The organism is Streptomyces sp. NPDC111507 (assembly GCF_055638955.1).
Window position 1 is genome coordinate 99,224 of the sequence record NZ_JBVKBU010000022.1, and the last position, 17,702, is coordinate 116,925.

General features: G+C 72.4%; 15 protein-coding genes. 9 read left to right on the top strand and 6 right to left on the bottom strand.

All coding sequences use genetic code 11. From position 1 onward, the window contains the following. Positions 1-50: 50 nt before the first annotated feature. Together ACZ7M2_RS46885 and ACZ7M2_RS46890 are read right to left on the bottom strand one after the other, a co-directional pair. On the bottom strand, positions 51-551 hold the full coding sequence (locus tag ACZ7M2_RS46885; RefSeq protein WP_471600483.1) for a ferritin-like domain-containing protein: 501 nt from the start codon (positions 549-551) through the stop codon (positions 51-53). Beyond that, the gene (locus ACZ7M2_RS46890; protein ID WP_471600484.1) at positions 548-1,108 is read right to left on the bottom strand and encodes a hypothetical protein; all 561 of its coding nucleotides are present in this window, start codon (positions 1,106-1,108) and stop codon (positions 548-550) included. The genes ACZ7M2_RS46885 and ACZ7M2_RS46890 overlap by 4 nt, the downstream gene beginning before the upstream one ends. A 261-nt stretch (positions 1,109-1,369) precedes the next feature. Between ACZ7M2_RS46890 and rimP the strand changes: the two genes are divergently transcribed. From rimP to ACZ7M2_RS46935, 9 genes are all read left to right on the top strand, one after another. After that, positions 1,370-1,876 carry a ribosome maturation factor RimP gene (gene rimP / locus ACZ7M2_RS46895; RefSeq protein ID WP_471600485.1) on the top strand — a complete coding sequence of 169 codons (507 nt, stop codon included), beginning with the start codon at positions 1,370-1,372 and terminating at the stop codon, positions 1,874-1,876. Between the two features lie 2 nt (positions 1,877-1,878). Beyond that, complete coding sequence (gene nusA / locus ACZ7M2_RS46900; protein WP_352047885.1) at positions 1,879-2,901, top strand: transcription termination factor NusA; 1,023 nt, start codon at positions 1,879-1,881, stop codon at positions 2,899-2,901. Positions 2,902-2,991: 90 nt separating this feature from the next. Then, positions 2,992-3,270 (top strand): YlxR family protein, encoded by a 279-nt coding sequence (locus tag ACZ7M2_RS46905; protein ID WP_082417223.1) that lies wholly within the window; start codon positions 2,992-2,994, stop codon positions 3,268-3,270. A 147-nt stretch (positions 3,271-3,417) separates the two neighbouring features. Continuing rightward, entirely contained in the window at positions 3,418-6,564 is a 3,147-nt protein-coding gene (gene infB / locus ACZ7M2_RS46910) for a translation initiation factor IF-2 (RefSeq protein WP_471600486.1), read from the top strand. Between the two features lie 236 nt (positions 6,565-6,800). Beyond that, positions 6,801-7,094: a DUF503 domain-containing protein gene (locus ACZ7M2_RS46915; RefSeq protein WP_099920380.1), complete on the top strand. Its 294-nt coding sequence runs from the start codon at positions 6,801-6,803 to the stop codon at positions 7,092-7,094. Between the two features lie 33 nt (positions 7,095-7,127). Beyond that, positions 7,128-7,583 (top strand): 30S ribosome-binding factor RbfA, encoded by a 456-nt coding sequence (rbfA, locus tag ACZ7M2_RS46920; protein WP_054232827.1) that lies wholly within the window; start codon positions 7,128-7,130, stop codon positions 7,581-7,583. Next, a complete protein-coding gene (gene truB / locus ACZ7M2_RS46925) occupies positions 7,580-8,485 on the top strand; it encodes a tRNA pseudouridine(55) synthase TruB (RefSeq protein ID WP_054232826.1) in 906 nt (301 codons plus the stop codon). Before rbfA ends, truB begins: the two co-directional genes overlap by 4 nt. Positions 8,486-8,756: 271 nt before the next feature. Continuing rightward, positions 8,757-12,449: a trypsin-like peptidase domain-containing protein gene (locus tag ACZ7M2_RS46930; RefSeq protein ID WP_471600487.1), complete on the top strand. Its 3,693-nt coding sequence runs from the start codon at positions 8,757-8,759 to the stop codon at positions 12,447-12,449. A 116-nt stretch (positions 12,450-12,565) separates the two neighbouring features. After that, complete coding sequence (locus tag ACZ7M2_RS46935) at positions 12,566-13,519, top strand: bifunctional riboflavin kinase/FAD synthetase (RefSeq protein ID WP_352052468.1); 954 nt, start codon at positions 12,566-12,568, stop codon at positions 13,517-13,519. A gap of 89 nt (positions 13,520-13,608) precedes the next feature. Here the strand turns inward: ACZ7M2_RS46935 and ACZ7M2_RS46940 are convergent, their stop codons facing one another. From ACZ7M2_RS46940 to ACZ7M2_RS46955, 4 genes are read right to left on the bottom strand one after another with little or no spacing between them, the layout of a single operon-like run. Further along, the gene (locus tag ACZ7M2_RS46940) at positions 13,609-14,619 is read right to left on the bottom strand and encodes an ABC transporter ATP-binding protein (protein WP_471600488.1); all 1,011 of its coding nucleotides are present in this window, start codon (positions 14,617-14,619) and stop codon (positions 13,609-13,611) included. Further along, positions 14,616-15,635 (bottom strand): ABC transporter ATP-binding protein, encoded by a 1,020-nt coding sequence (locus ACZ7M2_RS46945; RefSeq protein WP_471600489.1) that lies wholly within the window; start codon positions 15,633-15,635, stop codon positions 14,616-14,618. The genes ACZ7M2_RS46940 and ACZ7M2_RS46945 overlap by 4 nt, the downstream gene beginning before the upstream one ends. Continuing rightward, positions 15,632-16,555 (bottom strand): ABC transporter permease, encoded by a 924-nt coding sequence (locus ACZ7M2_RS46950; protein WP_471600511.1) that lies wholly within the window; start codon positions 16,553-16,555, stop codon positions 15,632-15,634. Before ACZ7M2_RS46950 ends, ACZ7M2_RS46945 begins: the two co-directional genes overlap by 4 nt. A gap of 23 nt (positions 16,556-16,578) precedes the next feature. Then, complete coding sequence (locus ACZ7M2_RS46955) at positions 16,579-17,646, bottom strand: ABC transporter permease (RefSeq protein ID WP_471600490.1); 1,068 nt, start codon at positions 17,644-17,646, stop codon at positions 16,579-16,581. Positions 17,647-17,702: the final 56 nt, after the last annotated feature.

Below are 17,702 nucleotides of genomic sequence, written 5' to 3' on the forward strand. Positions count from 1 at the left end.
CAAGTCGTCCAGGTCGTCCGGGTCGTCTCGTCCGGGCCGTCAGGGGCGCGTCACGAGGGCGACGGCGTCGCCGCGGCAGGGGTGGCCGAGGGGGCCGCACGCTCGGCGAGACCAGGGAAGGCTACGCTCTCGCCGCGCCAGCGCACCGCCCGCACTGCCGCCTCCCGCAGCGCCTCGGCGGCCGAGCGCCGCCGATCGCCCGAGGAGGCTCGTACGAGGTCGGAGTACACCCCGGCCACGCGTTCCTCCAAATCGGCAGCGAGCCGGACGGCCGCGGCGGAGTCCTTCACGTCGAACGGCAGCGCGTACGCCGCCGCGGAGACCGCCGGCCTGCCGCCCAGGTCCCGTACGGCGCGCGCGAGTTCGTCGCGTCGCGCCCGATGGGCGTCGTACGCCGACCGGGCCTCGCCCCGGCGTGCCTGGTCGATCCTGCCGCCGACGACTCCGTACCCGTAGACGGCGGCGTGCTCGGCGGCGAGCGCGGCCTGCAACGCGCCGAGCTCGGCCGGCTCGGCGTCCTTGGTGCTTTTCGTGTCCTTGGTCGTGCTCACTTGGCACCCTCCGTCAGCAGGAACGCGTGTGCGGCTCCGGCCGCGGCCACCGAGGCGAGCAGCCTGGCCAGCTCGCCCGGGACCGTCAGCAGGGCCTTCGTCCGCTGGTCGGCCAGGGTGCGCTCGGCGGTCGCGAGGTCGGCGAGGGCGTCCTTCTCCTGGGCGGGCACGGTGGGGGAGGGGCTGGGGTGCGCAGAAGCAGAAGCAGAAGCAGAAGCAGAATCAGAAGCCGAGGCCGAGCCGGAGGGCCGGCTGCCGGCGGTGCCGCTGCCCCCGAACGCCTGCATGTGCCGTACGACCTCCGCCCGCAGTGGCTCCAGCCGGGCCGCGAGCGGGGGATGAGCGGTGATCACGGCGGCGTAGCGTGCCGCGAGCGACTCGCTGTCGCGGGCCGCACGTGCGCGCGCGCGGTCCGCGGCCGAGGGGCTCTGGACCGTGGTGTCGGTGGACGGCTCGGGGGCGGAACAGCCCACGAGCACGAAGGCGCCCGCGGCGGAGGCGAGCAGGCTCCTTCGGCGCGGCCCCGAGGGGGTGCGCGGCGGCAGGGTGAACGGCACGGCAGACGTCCTCGGAAGGCTCGTACGAAAGGGAGGGCGGCACGCCCGTGATCACGGTACCCGTGCCCCACGCGATCGACCCCCAGGGGCTCGCCACCGCCGCTCGGCCCCGGACTCGTCGGGTGCGCGGTTCCCCGCGCGCCCTGGGAGAGCCCCGTCGGGAGCGGGGACGGTGGACGGCAACACCCTCCGCGACCGGATACCCTTTGACCAGACACACGACCAACCCACAACAGCACACGCGGCCGAGGAGTCACCCGGATGAGCACCACCCAGAGCGAGAGGCTGCGAGTACTGCTGGAACCGCTCGTCAGCTCTCAGGGACTCGACCTCGAAGAGGTCGAAGTGGACTCGGTCGGACGCAAGCGTGTGCTGCGTGTAGTCGTCGATTCGGACGAAGGCGCCGATCTGGACGCGATCGCCGATGTGAGCCGCGCGCTCTCGGCGAAGCTCGACGAGACGGACGCGATGGGCGAGGGCGAGTACACCCTCGAGGTCGGAACCCCCGGTGCCGAGCGCGAGCTCAAGGAGCACCGTCACTACGTACGCGCCACGGACCGCCTGGTGAAGTTCCAGCTCGCGGACGGCGGCGAGTTGGTCGCGAGAATCCTCGACGTGGACGAAGAGGGAGTCGATGTCGAGGTGCCGGGCGTGAAGGGGCGCAAGCCCACCGCCAAGCGGCTCGTCTTCCAAGACATCGCCAAGGCCCGCGTCCAGGTCGAGTTCAACCGTAAGAACAAGAACGAAGAGAACGCAGAGGAGGCGTAGCCGTGGACATCGACATGAGTGCCCTGCGGGGCTTGGTACGGGAGAAGGAGATCTCCTTCGACCTGCTGGTCGAGGCGATCGAGTCGGCCCTCCTCATCGCCTACCACCGCACCGAGGGAAGCCGCCGCCACGCGCGCGTCAAGCTCGACCGGGAGACCGGCCATGTGACCGTGTGGGCGAAGGAGGACCCCGAGGACCTGGAGGAGGGGCAGGAGGCACGCGAGTTCGACGACACCCCGTCGGGGTTCGGCCGGATCGCCGCGACCACCGCCAAGCAGGTCATCCTGCAGCGCCTGCGGGACGCCGAGGACGACGCGACGCTCGGTGAGTACGCCGGGCGTGAGGGCGACATCGTCACAGGTGTCGTGCAGCAGGGGCGCGACCCCAAGAACGTGCTCGTCGACATCGGCAAGCTGGAGGCCATCCTGCCGGTGCAGGAGCAGGTCCCAGGAGAGACGTATCAGCACGGGCTGCGGCTGCGCTCGTACGTCGTTCGGGTGGCGAAGGGCGTACGCGGTCCGTCCGTCACCCTGTCGCGCACGCACCCCAATCTGGTGAAGAAGCTCTTCGCGCTGGAGGTTCCGGAGATCGCCGACGGGTCCGTCGAGATCTCCGCGATCGCACGCGAGGCCGGTCACCGTACGAAGATCGCCGTCCGGTCCACCCGTTCGGGTCTGAACGCCAAGGGTGCCTGCATCGGCCCGATGGGCGGCCGGGTGCGCAACGTGATGGCCGAGCTGAACGGCGAGAAGATCGACATCGTCGACTGGTCGGACGACCCGGCCGAGATGGTGGCGAACGCGCTCTCCCCGGCCCGCGTCTCCAAGGTCGAGGTCGTGGACCTCGCGGCCCGCTCCGCGCGCGTGACCGTCCCGGACTACCAGCTGTCGCTGGCGATCGGCAAGGAGGGCCAGAACGCCCGCCTCGCGGCCCGCCTCACCGGCTGGCGCATCGACATCCGTCCGGACACCGAGCAGCCCTCCGACGAGAGCGCTCGGCGCGGCGCGGACCAGCACCGGGAATAGTTCTGAGCCGTAGGTGGCTTAGATCACGACAACAGCCGTTCGATTCTTGCCCCAAAGGGGTGAGGTCGGTGCGGGGAGGTAGACTTAAGAGTGTCTGGCCGGACGCGAGCCCGCGCATGCCCTGAACGCACCTGTGTGGGGTGCCGGGAGCGAGCGGCCAAGACTGATCTGCTGCGGACCGTGGCGGTCGAGGGCGAATGCGTCCCCGATCATCGCGGTACGCTGCCCGGCCGGGGCGCTTATGTGCACCCCGCCCTGGTCTGTTTCGACCTGGCGGTACGCCGCCGGGCGTTCCCAAGGGCGCTGCGTGCCCCGGGACCGCTCGACACAGCGGCGTTGCGCCTCTACGTCGAGCAGGCAACACCGTAAGGAGCGTCGTACGGAACCCCCGTGCGGCCCTGGTACCCCGCGAGTTGGAAGTAGGTCGAGATTGCGATGAGCACTCGATGAGCACGCGATGAGTACGCCCATGAAGTAGCGACGGTCCGGACGCAACCCGGACCTAAAAGGAGCGAAGTGGCTAAGGTCCGGGTATACGAACTCGCCAAGGAGTTCGGGGTTGAGAGCAAGGTCGTCATGGCCAAGCTCCAAGAGCTCGGTGAATTCGTCCGTTCGGCGTCCTCGACGATCGAGGCGCCCGTTGTACGCAAACTGACTGACGCCCTGCAGCAGGGCAGCGGTGGCGGCAAGCCCGCCCCCGCACGTAAGGCTGCCCCGGCGAAGCCGGGTGCCCCCTCTCCGGCGCAGGCTGCCCGTCCGGCCGCCCCGCGCCCGCCGGCCCCGAAGCCGGCCGTGGCCGAGCGCCCCGCCGCTGCTCCGGCAGCTCCGGCGGCTCCCGTCACCCCGGCTGCTGCGGGTCCGCGCCCGACCCCGGGTCCCAAGCCCGCCCCGAAGCCCGCTCCGGCGGCTCCGGCTCCGGTCGCGGCCGAGTTCACCGCGCCCCCGTCGGCTCCCGCGGCTCCCGCCGCAGGTCCCCGTCCGGGCGCCCCGCGTCCCGCCGGCCAGGCTCCGCGTCCCGGCGGTGCCCGTCCGGCCGGCGGTCCCGGCCAGGGTGGTCAGGGTCGCGGCGACCGTCCCGAGCGCGGCGACCGTCAGGGCGCCCCGCGTCCCGGCGGCCAGGCCCCGCGTCCCGGCGCTCGTCCGGCCGGCCCGCGTCCGGGCAACAACCCGTTCACCTCTGGTGGCTCCACCGGCATGGCGCGCCCGCAGGCGCCCCGTCCGGGCGGTGCCCCGCGTCCCGGTGGTGACCGTCCCGGCGGCGCTCCGCGTCCGCAGGGCGCGGGTCAGGACCGTGGTCCCCGTCCCCAGGGCGGTCCCGGCGGCGCTCCGCGCCCGCAGGGCGGTCCGGGCGGTGCCCGTCCGACTCCGGGCGGCATGCCTCGTCCGCAGGGCGGCGCTCCGCGTCCCGGCGGTGGCCCCGCCGGTAACCGTCCCAACCCCGGCATGATGCCGCAGCGTCCCGCTGCGGGCAGCCCGCGTCCCGGCGGTGGCCCCGGCGGCCGCGGTCCCGGTGGCGGCGGCGGTCGTCCCGGTGGTCCCGGTGGCGGCGGCGGTCGTCCGGGTGGCGGCGGCTTCGCCGGTCGTCCCGGTGGCGGCGGTGGCGGTTTCGCCGGTCGTCCGGCCGGTCCCGGCGGTGGCGGTGGCGGTTTCGCCGGTCGTCCCGGTGGTCCCGGCGGTGGCGGCGGTGGCCGTCCCGGCTTCGGCGGTCGTCCGGGTGGTCCCGGTGGCCGTGGTGGCACGCAGGGTGCGTTCGGCCGTCCCGGCGGTCCGGCGCGTCGTGGTCGCAAGTCGAAGCGGCAGAGGCGCCAGGAGTACGAGGCCATGCAGGCCCCGTCGGTCGGCGGCGTGATGCTGCCTCGCGGCAACGGACAGTCCGTCCGCCTGTCGCGCGGTGCGTCCCTCACCGACTTCGCGGAGAAGATCGGCGCCAACCCGGCGTCGCTCGTCGGCGTGATGATGAACCTCGGCGAGATGGTCACTGCCACGCAGTCCGTCTCCGACGAGACGCTGAAGCTCCTCGCGGACGAGATGAACTTCGTCCTCGAGATCGTCAGCCCCGAGGAGGAGGACCGCGAGCTGCTCGAGTCCTTCGACATCGAGTTCGGCGAGGACGAGGGTGGCGAGGAGTTCCTCGTCGCGCGTCCGCCGGTCGTGACCGTCATGGGTCACGTCGACCACGGTAAGACCCGCCTTCTCGACACCATCCGCAAGACGAACGTCGTCGCGGGCGAGGCCGGCGGTATCACCCAGCACATCGGTGCGTACCAGGTCACGACTCAGGTCAACGACGAAGAGCGCAAGATCACCTTCATCGACACCCCGGGTCACGAGGCGTTCACCGCCATGCGTGCCCGTGGTGCGAAGTCGACCGACATCGCGATCCTCGTGGTGGCGGCCAACGACGGTGTGATGCCCCAGACGATCGAGGCGCTGAACCACGCCAAGGCGGCCGACGTGCCGATCGTGGTCGCGGTCAACAAGATCGACGTCGAGGGTGCCGACCCGACCAAGGTGCGCGGTCAGCTCACCGAGTTCGGTCTGGTGGCCGAGGAGTACGGCGGCGACACGATGTTCGTCGACATCTCCGCCAAGCAGGGCCTCAACATCGAGGAGCTGCTGGAGGCCGTGGTCCTGACCGCGGACGCCTCGCTCGACCTGCGGGCCAACCCGGAGCAGGACGCGCAGGGCATCGCGATCGAGTCCCACCTCGACCGTGGCCGCGGCGCCGTCGCGACCGTCCTGGTCCAGCGAGGCACCCTGCGGGTCGGCGACACCATGGTGGTCGGCGACGCGTACGGCCGTGTCCGCGCGATGCTCGACGACAAGGGCGAGAACGTGGAAGAGGCGGGTCCCTCGACCCCGGTCCTCGTCCTCGGTCTCACCAACGTCCCGGGCGCCGGCGACAACTTCCTGGTTGTCGACGAGGACCGCACGGCGCGTCAGATCGCCGAGAAGCGCGCGGCGCGTGAGCGCAACGCCAACTTCGCCCGCCGGGGTGTCCGGTTCTCCCTGGAGAACCTGGACGAGGCCCTCAAGGCCGGTCTGGTGCAGGAACTCAACCTCATCATCAAGGGCGACGCGTCCGGTTCGGTGGAGGCTCTCGAGTCCTCGCTGCTCCAGCTCGACGTCGGCGACGAGGTCGACATCCGTGTCCTGCACCGCGGTGTGGGTGCGGTCACCGAGTCGGACATCAACCTGGCGACCGGCTCCGACGCGATCGTCATCGGCTTCAACGTCCGCGCTGCGGGCCGCGCGGCGCAGATGGCGGAGCGCGAGGGCGTCGACGTCCGGTACTACTCGGTGATCTACCAGGCCATCGAGGAGATCGAGGCGGCCCTCAAGGGCATGCTCAAGCCGGAGTACGAGGAGGTCGAGCTCGGCACGGCGGAGATCCGCGAGGTCTTCAAGTCGTCCAAGCTGGGCAACATCGCCGGTGTCCTGGTCCGCTCGGGCGAGGTCAAGCGCAACACGAAGGCGCGCCTCGTCCGCGACGGCAAGGTCATCGCGGAGAACCTCAACATCTCCGGGCTGCGTCGCTTCAAGGACGACGTCACCGAGATCCGCGAAGGCTTCGAGGGTGGTATCAACCTCGGAAACTTCAACGACATCAAGGTCGACGACGTCATCGCGACGTACGAGATGCGCGAGAAGCCGCGGGCGTAACGCAGTGGCTCGAGCTGGCCGACGGTGATTACTCATCGTCGGCCAGCTTGCCGTTTAAGAGTTCGCGCAGTTCCCCGCGCCCCTTTCAGGGACGCGGGGAACTGCGCGAACGGCCCTCGCCGGTGCGGGGGCGAAACTCCGTCGAGCGAGCCAGGGGTTCGTTGTACGGTTCTGATGTCCCTGCCAAGCGCATTGGCAGGCCATCTATCCCGTACCGGCGGGACATCCGGTTACACATGTATGTGGGGACGCTGTCCTTCGATCTGCTCCTCGGCGATGTGCACTCGCTCAAGGAGAAACGCTCTCTCGTCCGGCCGATCGTCGCTGAACTCCAGCGGAAGTACGCGGTGAGCGTGGCGGAGACGGACAACCAGGACCTTCATCGCAGGGCCGAGATCGGCCTGGCGGTGGTCTCCGGAGACACCGAGCACCTCACCGACGTACTGGACCGGTGCGAGCGGTTCGTCGCGGCGCGACCGGAGGTGGAGCTGCTGTCGGTACGGCGCAGACTTCATACAGACGAAGACTGACGGAACAAGCAAGGCGAAGAAGGAGACGGACCAGTGGCCGACAACGCGCGTGCCAAGAGGCTGGCGGACCTCATCCGAGAGGTGGTGGCCCAGAAGCTGCAGCGTGGGATCAAGGACCCGCGGCTCGGCACCCATGTCACCATCACGGACACCCGGGTCACCGGGGACCTCCGGGAGGCGACCGTCTTCTACACGGTCTACGGGGACGACGAGGAGCGCGCGGCCGCGGCCGCGGGCCTGGAGAGCGCCAAGGGCGTGCTCCGCTCGGCGGTCGGCGCGGCGGCGGGCGTGAAGTTCACACCGACGCTGACCTTCGTCGCGGACGCCCTGCCGGACACCGCCAAGACGATCGAGGACCTGCTCGACAAGGCGCGGGCCTCGGACGCGAAGGTGCGCGAGGTCTCGGCCGGTGCCACCTTCGCCGGTGACGCGGACCCGTACAAGAAGCCGGGCGAGGACGACGAGACGGACGGCGACGCCGCGGAATGACGCAGAAGACCAAGACGCCCGACGGGCTTGTCATCGTCGACAAGCCGTCGGGCTTCACTTCGCACGACGTGGTCGCCAAGATGCGCGGGATCGCCAGGACCCGCCGCGTCGGACATGCCGGCACCCTCGACCCCATGGCGACGGGCGTGCTCGTCCTCGGTGTCGAGAAGGCGACCAAGCTCCTCGGGCACCTCGCGCTCACCGAGAAGGAGTATCTGGGGACCATCCGGCTCGGCCAGGACACGCTGACGGACGACGCCGAGGGCGACATCACCTCGTCCACCGACGCCTCTCGGGTGACCCGGGAGGCCATCGACGCCGGGGTCGCCAAGCTCACCGGCCGGATCATGCAGGTGCCGTCCAAGGTCAGCGCCATCAAGATCGACGGCGTGCGCTCGTACAAGCGGGCGCGCGAGGGAGAGGACTTCGAGATCCCGGCCCGCCCGGTGACGGTCTCCTCCTTCGCGGTGTACGACATCCGGGACGCCGTGGCCGAGGACGGCACGCCGGTGCTCGACCTGGTCGTCTCCGTGGTCTGCTCGTCCGGGACGTACATCCGGGCGCTCGCCCGGGACCTGGGCGCGGACCTGGGCGTCGGCGGTCACCTCACCGCTCTGCGCCGCACCCGCGTCGGCCCGTACAAGCTCGACTCCGCGCGCACCCTCGACCAGCTCCAGGAGGAGCTGACCGTGATGCCGATCGCCGAGGCCGCCGCGGCCGCGTTCCCGCGCTGGGACGTGGACGCCAAGCGGGCCCGGCTGCTGCTCAACGGCGTACGCCTGGAGATCCCCGAGGAGTACGCGGGGGTCGGCGCGGTGGCCGTGTTCGACGCCGAGGGCCGGTTCCTCGCGCTGGTGGAGGAAGAGAAGGGCAAGGCGAAGAGCCTCGCCGTGTTCGGCTGAGGACAAGGCTGAGGCTCAGGCCGAAGCCCCTTCATGCTCGGGCGCCTGCCCGTGGAGCGGCGGTCACGGGGTTTCGTGCCCGCCGCTCCACGGTCCCCCCTCGGTTCCCCCACCCAAGGGTGTATCCATCCGCCCTGCCCTATTCACCCCTTCGGGCAGGCGCTCGGAGTGAACCGAGGGAGCAGAAGGGGGCGCGTTTCTCGCGTGATCTGTCCCGCTGATCATTTGGCGCCTACCGTCGGAAGAAAGAGCACGGCGGGGAGGTTCGAGCATGGCGGGACGGGGCCCGCGGACCGGGCACGAGCAGACACCGGAGGACGCCGGCCGCGCGCGGGACGAGATTCTGGTGCGCGTCTGCGACCTGGCCGGACGTCCGCGCGGCACGGGTTTCGTCGCCGACCACCACGGCACGGTGATCACCAGCCACGAGGCCGTCGACGGTCTGGCCCGCCTCGTGCTGCACGCGCCCGGCGACCGCAGCTGTGTGGTGACCGCCGACGCCGTGACCCCGCTCCCCGAAACCGATCTGGCGCTCGTACGCACCGAGGGCCTCGGCCTCGACCCGCTCCCCGTCACCGTGCGCGAGCGGGTCGAGACCGGCACGTATGTCCGCATCCCCGCGGGCGGCTGGCGCGAGGCCCGTGTTCTGGGCAGCACCACCGTGACGTACACGGCGACCGATCGCTTCCATCTCCTCGACGAGGTGCTGGAGTTGGCGATCGGCACGGCCGGCGCGGACGCGCTCCGGCTGGGTGGCGGGGCGGCCGGGGGGCCGGTCCTCGACGCCGCGACCGGAGCGGTCGTCGGAGTGCTCGGCACCGCGCTGCACACCGAGCACCGGGCCGCGGGTTTCGCGGTCCTCCTGCGCACTCCCGGCGTCACGGGTCCGCTTGCCGAACTCCTCGACCGCAACGCCACCACCGTCCCCGCGTACGGGGCCGATCTCAATCCGGCAGGCGTACTCGAACTCACGGCGACCTCGGTGGGCTCGGACGGCCCCGGAGCCGCGACCTCCCCGGGCATCGAGGGCGCGGCACCCGCCGCCGTCGAACGGGCCGCCTTCGTACGGGAGTTCGCGGCCTTCGAGAGCGGCCCGGCCGCCGTCCTCGGACTCGTCGGCCCACCCGGCAGCGGCCGCACGACGGAGCTCGCGGCGCTCGCCGCCCGCCGCACCCGCAGCGCCGAGCCGGCCCCCACACTCTGGCTGCGCGGAGCCGACCTCCTCGCCACGGACACCTCCGTCGCCGACGCGGCCACCCGGGCGCTGGAGCGGGCGGGGCGGATCGTGGCGGCCCCGGAGGAGGGGGCGCACCGGGAGCCGGGGGTGCTGCCGCCCGGCGGGTACGACGGAGAGCTCGGCGACATCGGTCCCGACCGGCTGGCCCGGCTGGCACGGGCCGCCGGACGGCCACTGCTGCTCCTGCTCGACGGACCGGAGGAGATGCCGCCCGACCTCGCCCACCGCCTGCCCGAGTGGACCGCGGGCACGGCCGAGTGGCTGCGGGCGAGCGGGGCGCGGCTCGTCGTCGCCTGCCGTGCCGAGTACTGGGAGCAGGCGGGGACCCGATTCCCGGCGGAGTCGCTGCACCGGGCCGACGCCGACCCGGAGCCGTCGCTTCCGCCCTGCGTCCGGCTGGGCGAGCTGACCGAGGAGGAGGCGCGGCGGCTGCGGTCGCGGGCCGGGATCCCCGAGGACGCGCTGGTGGCCGCCGACGCGCGGCATCCGCTGACGCTGCGGCTGCTGGCGGAGGTGCGCGCCGCGCTGCCGGACCCGCCGCCCCGGCCACTCGACCGGGACGAGGTCTTCGCCGCCCATCTGGACCTGATGTGCCTGCGCGTCGCGGTCCGGCTCGCGGCGGCGAACGGACTGCGCGGCACGGCCGTACGAAGGCTCGCGGCCCAGGTCTCCGGCCAGGTGCACGAGGCCGCGCGGCGCTGTCTGGGGCCCGGCCAGGGCCAGCTGGACCGCGTGTCCTTCGAGGCCGTCTTCCCCTGGGGCCCCGCCCCGGGAGGCCGCCCTGGGCGTATCTCCGGCTGGGCCTGCGCCGTCCTCACCGAGGGCCTCCTGATCCCCGCCGGGAGCGGCTACCGTTTCGCCCACGAGGAGCTCGCCGACTGGATCCAGGGCACCCACCTGGACCTGGATCCGGCCCTGCACGCCCTGGTCCACCGGCGCCGCGAAGCCTGGCGTTCCGAACGGGTACCGGCCCAGCGCACGCCCGTACGCCCATCCGCCCAGAGCCGATCCGTGCCCGTCCCGCGTCACCGCATCGGCCCTGTCGTGCAGGCCCTCCTCCTGCTGGCCCGGCACCAGGGCGCCGGTGCGCTGGCCCGCCGCCTCGAAGACCTCGTCGAGGCCGTCGAGGACCTGCAGGCGGAAGAGTCCGCCCCGACCGAGGACGGTGGCCCGGCCGAGGACGGTGGCCCGGCCGAGGACGGTGGCCCGGCCGGGGACGGCACCTGGTGGGCCACCCACCTCCTCGCCGACGTCCTGGTGCGCGTGCCCGACGCGACCCCGTACACCCGGGTGCTGAGGCTGCTCGCCGAGCGGATCGTGGCGTGGCGGACCGAAGGCCGGGGTGTGCCGGCGGAGTTCGGGCCCTCCTTCTGGGAGGCGCTGCCGTTGCCGGAGGCGGAGCGGTTCGACCTGCTCAGGCGCCTGGTCGTGGTGGACGGGGCGCCGCGACAGGCGAGCCCGGCCGAAGGGTCCCGCACCGCCTCCGGCGCCCACCGCCGCCGTCCCCCCGAGGCCCCGCGCTACCTGGACGCCGTCGCCCGGCTCCTCGCCGCCGACCCCAAGGCCGTACAGCCCCACCTCACCCCCTGGTTCGACGACGACCGGCCGCTGCCCGCGACGCCCCACGCGACCGTGGCGACCGCCGCGCAGGCCCTGCTGTACGCGCACCGGCGGCGCGCCCTGGACGACCTCGCGGAGGCCCTGGTCGACCGTGCCCACCGGCGCGGGGACGAGCTGCTGGCCGCGCTCGCCGAGGAGGAGCCCTCGGCCGTCTGCCGGGCGGTGGACCGGTGGGCGCACGACGAGCGCCCGGCCCGGCGGGTGGCGGCGATGGCGTACGGGCTGCGCGCTGCGCCGCATGTGCGCACCGAGGCCGACCGCGAGCTGCTGCGGTACGCGGCGCTGACCCTGCTCGCCCGCCCCGCCGACTGCACGCTGCACGGCGGCGCGCTCGCCCTGCTCGTACGGGACCCGTGGACGCGGGCCCGGTACCTGCCGCAGGCGCTGGAGCGCTTCGCCGCGGGCGATCCGCGGCTGCCCGCCAGCGCGCTGGTCGCGGCCCTGAACACGCATCCCGACCCGGTGCTCGAAGCCTTCCGGGTCCGGCTGCGACAGCCGGGCGCGGACACCTCGGAGGCGCTGCGCACCCTCGCCGACGTCACCACGCCCGCGCTCGCCCGCCGCGTCGGGGTGCTGGTCAGGGAAGTGGTGGAGCTGTGTCCCGAGGCCGCCACGCACGTGGCCGCGTATGTCGACCGGCGCCTCGAACACGGCTCCGCAGCACGATCCGTCCTCTTCCCGCTGGTCACCGGTCTGCTGGTCGGCTGCCCGGCTCCGGTGCGGGCGGCCCTCGCGGCCGTCCTGGCGGCGCCGGACAGCCGGGAGTGCGGCCCGTTGCGGCGCGAGCTGCTGGACCTGCTGCTCGCGCACGAGCAGGACCCTGCCGTTCTCGACACCCTGCTGCGGGCCGCCGCGGACGGCGCGGCTCGCCGGGGCGAGGAACCCACCCGGGAGCTGGTGCACCGCACGGGCCTGCTCCTCGTCCGCACCCCGGCCGGAGCCACCGGGTTCGACCGCTGTCTGGTCGAGCTGGCCCGTGGGGTTCCCGGCTTCGCGACCCTGGTGGCGCGCTGGCTGACCGGCTCTCCCGACGAGTGGGCCGGGGTGGTCGGCCCGAGCACGCGCCGCATGATCGAGAACCTCTCCGGGCCACGGGTTCCGGCCTGAACCGTGCGCGATGCGTCACACCCCGATGCCGATGCGAACCGAGCGCACTCGGCATGGCACCCTTAGAGCTGCGAATGAGGCAATCATGGACACGGGTTCGACAAGGAGCGGTCACAGTGCAGCGCTGGCGTGGCTTGGAGGACATCCCCGAGGACTGGGGGCGCAGCGTCGTCACCATCGGTTCCTACGACGGGGTGCACCGCGGACACCAGCTGATCATCAAGCATGCCGTGGACCGCGCCCGTGAGCTGGGCGTTCCCTCCGTCGTGGTGACCTTCGACCCGCACCCGAGCGAGGTCGTGCGCCCCGGCAGCCACCCCCCGCTGCTCGCCCCGCACCACCGGCGCGCCGAGCTGTGCGCCGATCTGGGCGTGGACGCGCTGCTCATCCTCCCCTTCACCACCGAGTTCTCGAAGCTGTCGCCCGCCGACTTCGTGGCCAAGGTGCTCGTCGACAAGCTGCACGCCAAGGCCGTCGTCGAGGGCCCGAACTTCCGTTTCGGCCACAAGGCGGCCGGCAACGTCGACTTCCTGCGCGAGCAGGGCAAGACGTACGACTTCGACGTCGAGGTGGTGGAGCTGTACGTGAGCGGTTCCGCCGGGGGCGGTCAGCCGTTCTCCTCGACCCTGACCCGGCGGCTGGTGGCCGAGGGCGACGTGGAGGGCGCGCGCGAGATCCTGGGCCGCCCGCACCGCGTCGAGGGGATCGTCGTCCGCGGCGCCCAGCGCGGCCGCGAGCTCGGCTTCCCCACGGCCAACGTCGAGACCCTCCCGCACACCGCGATCCCCGCCGACGGCGTCTACGCCGGCTGGCTGCACGTCGAGGGCGAGGCGATGCCCGCCGCGATCTCCGTCGGCACGAACCCGCAGTTCGACGGCACCGAGCGCACGGTGGAGGCGTACGCCATCGACCGCGTCGGCCTCGACCTGTACGGCCTGCACGTCGCCGTCGACTTCCTCGCCTACGTCCGCGGCATGGCCAAGTTCGACTCCATCGAGGCGCTGCTGGAAGCCATCGCCGACGATGTGAAGCGCTCGCGCGAGCTGATCGAGGCGTACGACGGGGAGTGACCCGTCGTACGGGACAGGGGCGCCGGTGCTCTCAAAGGCACCGGGCGCCCCTTTTCACGTACTGAGCGTCCGTCCCCGCGCCGCCCGCTTCACGTATCGAGCCGTGCCCAGTGGCACGCCACCTGTGCCTCGCCGCCGCCGTTCAGTACCTCCAGGTCCTCGCCTCGGCACGCGTCCGCGACGCCCGCCCGTTCGGCCTCTCCGCTCGCCAGGATCTGGCAGCGCGCGTGGAAGCGGCAGCCGGCGGGGATGCGGGAGGGGTCCGGGGGTTCGCCGGTGAGGACCACGGGGTCGCCCGGTGCCTCCGGGAGGACGGACAACAGGGCCTGGGTGTACGGGTGCCGGGGCGCGGTCAGGACCTTCTCCACCTCGCCGGTCTCCACGATCCGGCCCAGGTACATCACGGCGACCCGGTCGGCGATGTTCCACGCCAGCCCCAGGTCGTGGGTCACCACCAGGGCGGACAGGCCGAGTTCGGTGCGCAGCCGCAGGAGCAGGGCGAGGATCTCGCCGCGTACCGACGCGTCGAGGGAGGCCACCGGCTCGTCGGCGACGATGAGTTCGGGCTCCAGGACCAGCGCGCCCGCGATGACGACGCGCTGACGCTGGCCGCCGGACAGCTCGTGCGGGTAGCGCAGGAAGAAGCGCTCCGGCGGGCGCAGACCGGCCCGGGAGAGGGCTTCGGCGACCGCCGCCCGCTCGTCGCCGCCGTACTTGTGGATGCGCAGCCCCTCGGCCACCGCGTCGTACACCGTGTGCCGGGGGTTGAGCGAGCCGCTGGGATCCTGCAGGACCAGCTGCACGCGCTTGCGGTAGGCCTTGAGGGCGCGTGCGGAGTAGTCGAGCGGCGCCCCGTCGAAGGTGACGCGGCCGTCGGTCGGCGGGACCAGACCGAGCAGGGAGCGGGCCAGCGTCGTCTTGCCGCAGCCGGACTCCCCGACCAGGGCGACGATCTCGCCGGGGCGGATGTCGAGGTCGACCCCGTCGACGGCACGCGCGCGGGCGGCGCCGTGACGTCCGGGGAAGGCGATGTGCAGGCCCTCGGCCCGGAGCAGGGGAGCCGTGGTGACGGGGGGCGAGGTCACAGGGGTGGTGGTCATGGGGCACTGCTCCTGGCTTCTTCCGCCGGGGTGCCCGGCTCGTGGACGGTCGCGCCGGCGTGCACACAGGCGGCCCACCGCCCCGCACCCGCCTCCCGCAGTGCCTGATCCTCGGTGGCGCAGCTGTCCAGGGCCACCGCACAGCGGGGATGGAACGTACAGCCGGACGGCAGCGCCGACGGGTCCGGTGGATCGCCCGGCAGTCCGCGCGGCGCGAACCGCGAGGCGGCGTCGCCGATGCGCGGGAACGCCGCCGACAGCGCCTGGCCGTACGGGTGCCGGGCCGCCTCGTACACCTGCCGGGCCGGCCCCTCCTCGACGACACGGCCCGCGTACATCACCGCGAGCCGGTCGCAGGTGTCGGCGAGCACGGCGAGGTCGTGGCTGATCATGATCAGGCCCAACTCCTGCTCGGCGACGAGCTGTTCGATCAGGCGCAGGATCTGGGCCTGGATCATCACGTCGAGGGCCGTGGTCGGTTCGTCGGCGATGACGAGCCGGGGGTCGCAGGCCAGGGCCATGGCGATCATGACGCGTTGGCGCTGCCCGCCGGACAGCTCGTGCGGGTAGGCGTTCGCGCGGGCGGCGGGCAGACCCACGTGTTCCAGCAGCTCGCCGGTCTTCTTCTTCGCGCCCGTCGGGGTCGCCTTCTTGTGGAGCAGGATCGGCTCGGCGATCTGGTCGCCGATGCGGTGCACGGCGTTGAGGGAGTGCATCGCGCCCTGGAAGACGATCGAGGCGCCCGCCCAGCGGACCGCCCGCACCCGGCCCCACTTCATCGTCAGTACGTCCTCGCCGTCGAGCAGGATCTCCCCGCTCGTACGGGTGCCCGTGGGCAGCAGCCGCAGCAGCGCGAGCGCCAGTGTGGACTTGCCACAGCCGGACTCACCCGCGATACCGAGCTTCTGGCCCGCGTCGAGGGAGAGGTCCACGCCGCGCACGGCGGCCGCGCCGCCCGCGTACGTCACCTCGAGGTTCCTGACCTCCAGCAGACGCCGCTTCGCCGGAGTGCTCATCGGGTCACCCCCAGCTTGGGGTTGAGGACCGACTCGACCGCGCGTCCGCACAGCGTGAACGCCAGCGCCACCACCGCGATCGCGACCCCCGGCGGCACCAGGTACCACCACTTGCCCGCGCTGACCGCGCCCGCCTCCCGCGCGTCCTGGAGCAGTCCGCCCCAGGACACGACCGTCGGGTCACCGAGGCCGAGGAAGGCGAGGGTCGCCTCGGCGAGGATCGCGGAGGAGATGATCAGGGTGGTCTGCGCCAGCACCAGCGGCATCACATTGGGCAGCACGTGCCGGGACATGATGTGCCAGTGCCCGCCGCCGAGCGCCTTCGCCCGCTCGATGTAGGGCCGTGACTCCACGGCGAGGGTCTGCGCCCGCACCAGCCGGGCCGTCGTCGGCCAGGTGGTGACGCCGATCGCCAGGATGATCGTGCCGATCGAACGCGACATCACGGTCATGAGCGCGATCGCGAGCACCAGCGTCGGCATCACCAGGAACCAGTCCGTGATCCGCATGATCACGGTCGCGTACCAGCCGCGGAAGTGGCCCGCGGTGATCCCGATGAGCGCGCCGATCGCGACGGAGAGCACGGCCGCGAGCAGCCCGACGAGCAGCGAGACCCGGGCACCCCACACCACGAGCCCGAGCAGATTGCGCCCGAACTGGTCGGTGCCGAGCGGGAATCGGGCGCTGGGGCTCTCCATCGGGCCGCCCGGCGCGTCGGTCACGCTCTGCACGTCGGAGCCGACGGTCAGCGGCGCGGAAAGGGCGATCAGGGCGAAGAGGGCGAGGGCGGCCAGTCCGAAGACGCCCGCCCGGTGGGTGCGGTACTGCCGCCAGAAGCGGACGGCGGAGTGGCGGCGGCGCTGCCAGGCGAGGGTGCGCGGGCCGACTGCGGCCACCTGCGGGGTTGCTTCGGTTGTCATCGGCCCGTCCGACTCGGTCGTGGTCATCGGCCCACCCGTGGGTCCAGCAGCGGATAGATCAGATCGGCCAGGGTGTTCATCACGATCACCGCCGAGGCGAAGACGAAGAACAGCCCCTGGACCAGTGGCAGATCGGGCACGCTCAGCGCCTGGTAGAAGAGCCCGCCCAGGCCCGGCCAGGAGAAGACGGTCTCGACGAGGATCACTCCCGCGACCGTCCGGCCGAGGTTGATGAAGATGAGGGTGACGGTCGGCAGCAGCGCGTTCGGCACGGCATGCCGACGGCGGACGAGATCGTCCCGAAGGCCCTTCGCGCGCGCTGTCGTCAGATAGTCGCTGCCCATCTCGTCGAGCAGCGCCGAGCGCGTGACCAGCAGGGTCTGCCCGTACTCGACGGCGACCAGCGTCACCACCGGCAGGATCAGATGGTGGGCGACATCGAGGACGTACGCGAAGCCCTCCTTGCCCCCCGACTCCATGCCGCCGGTCGGGAACAGGCCCGGGATCGGCCCCATGCCCACCGAGAAGACGATGATGAGCAGCAGACCGAGCCAGAAGGACGGGATCGAGTACAGCGTCAGGGCCAGACCGGTGTTGAGGCGGTCGCTCCTGCCGCCGTTGCGCCAGGCGGAGCGGGTGCCGAGGAAGATGCCGAGCGCGGTGTACAGGACGAACGCCGTGCCGGTGAGCAGGAGGGTGTTCGGCAGCGCCTCGGAGATCTTGTCGATGACGGGGGCCCGGAACTGGTACGAGGTGCCCAGGTCGCCGGTGAGGGCCTTGCCGCAGTAGTCGGTGAACTGCTGCCACAGCGGCAGGTCGAGCCCGAACTCCTCGCGGTAGTGGGCGAGTTGCCCGGCGGAGACCTGACGGCCGCCCGTCATGTACTTCACCGGATCGCCGGGGATGAGCCGGAAGAGGAAGAAGCTGGTGACGAGGACGGCCAGCAGCGAGACGGCCGCGCCGCCCAACTTGCCCGCCACATACCGCAGATACGCGGTGGTGGTGCGCGCCCGTGGCCCGCGGACCGACGGCCCGGCCTGGGCCGGACCGTCGGTCGCCTCGACCAGCGAGGGTGTTGCCTCAGCGGTCATGAACTACTCATTCGCTCGTACGTTCATGGGGTCCCCGTGGGCGTCGGGCGACGGGA